2 protein-coding genes are annotated in these 1408 nt (G+C 56.4%); both read left to right on the top strand.

The annotated features are described in order from the left end of the window. The first annotated feature begins 534 nt into the window (after positions 1-534). A complete protein-coding gene (locus tag GSQ76_RS30900) occupies positions 535-702 on the top strand; it encodes a hypothetical protein (protein ID WP_174247369.1) in 168 nt (55 codons plus the stop codon). Then, a complete protein-coding gene (locus GSQ76_RS18805; RefSeq protein ID WP_158745669.1) occupies positions 699-1211 on the top strand; it encodes a hypothetical protein in 513 nt (170 codons plus the stop codon). Before GSQ76_RS30900 ends, GSQ76_RS18805 begins: the two co-directional genes overlap by 4 nt. The last annotated feature ends 197 nt before the right edge of the window (positions 1212-1408 follow it).

Raw genomic sequence — 1408 nt, 5'->3', positions numbered from 1 at the left:
AGCCTCCCGGCGAACACCGGGAGGCGCCTACCGGCTAGGCCTTCGTAGGCACTTTCTCCGGCCGTCTGGTCTGAATAGCCTGCGCTTCCACACGGCTAGGATCCAGTCAGTCGCTTTAAGGCTAAGTCTACTATGTTGTGAGCCCTCTTATAGGTAAGCCGTCCCTGATTGTTCGGGTGTTTATGTGATGCCGGCCTCTGAGAGGTTTTCAAGTTATCCCCAGCCTAAAGTTCAACTTCTCTTAGATTCAATTTCCGCTGGGTTACTCACTGATAAACACAGGGAAACTCGGGCCAATTCAGACCAGGTGGGCGAGTCGTCCAGACCAAACGGGCGGTCGATTTAGACCAAGCGGACGGTCAATTCAGACCAAGCGGGCGGGATATTCAGACCAAGCGGGCGGTCCCTAGATCATTCGGCAGTGAAGCCAAAAATCGAAACGCCAGCCGCGACACGTCGGGGTCACGCCGTTGTGTCGTCGCTGAAAGCCGCTGTAGCCAGCGGTGCTGCGTTTGCCAAGGTGGAGGACGTGACATGAAGCAAGAGCATACAGAGCAGACAGTGAAGCATACCGACGATCAGCAGAATACCGGCAACCACAAGAAGCCGGGCGCGGCAGATGCTGGTGGTGCCGACAAGCTTGGCGGAACTCGCGCCGGTGCTGAAAATGTCGAACCGAAGAAGGCTGGGGCCAAGGCTTGAACACCAAGAAGTTTCTGACTTCTTGGCAGGTTTTCGCTGCGGCGTGTCTGGCAGCAACCGTCCTCATTATGCCCGTTGCGGCACAAACGGCTCTCAAGAGAGGAACAAACAGTAGTTCGCCGTTTGGATCATCAACACCTGTCGCTGACCTGCCTACCTACCAGTCATCTCTTCAAGTTGCGTTGGGAGATCTCCGTGACGCTGCCGGTCGACCTGAAATGGTGAATGCATCTAAAGGCGCCAATGATGAAGAGCTTGCCCACGCTACTGTTGTGCGGGCGCTTCAACAGGCCCTTGGGATCGTGCGTAGCGCGCCGCGAAGCTTCCGAGACGAACAGGTCTACAAAGACGCCGAAAAGGCCGTCCAATATGACACGCAAGAGGTGGAAGGCCAGCACGAGCCAACCTCAATGACCAAGCAACTGCAGGATGCAATCACGGCGATCGAAACCCTAAGCACGAAGATGGCATCCGCCACGCCGAACACCAAATCTCCCGCCAAGGGATAACGGCGACTTCAGCATTTGTGAGCTAGAATTTTGCCGGTTAAGCTCCGAGCGCGTGTGCGCCTGTAGCTCAATTGGTTAGAACGGCCCGCTCATAACGGCTTGGTCGCAGGTTCGAGTCCTGATGCCGGGCGCATGCACACTGGACCTAAGCCAACCCAGTTTGAGGCGGCCTCGCTATCTCACAAAGCCGCCCCGTA

The sequence above is a fragment of the Acidisphaera sp. L21 genome (assembly GCF_009765685.1).
GTDB lineage: Bacteria > Pseudomonadota > Alphaproteobacteria > Acetobacterales > Acetobacteraceae > LMUY01.
The sequence above is the reverse complement of the archived record's forward strand: the minus strand, read 5'-3'. Positions and strand labels throughout refer to the sequence as shown.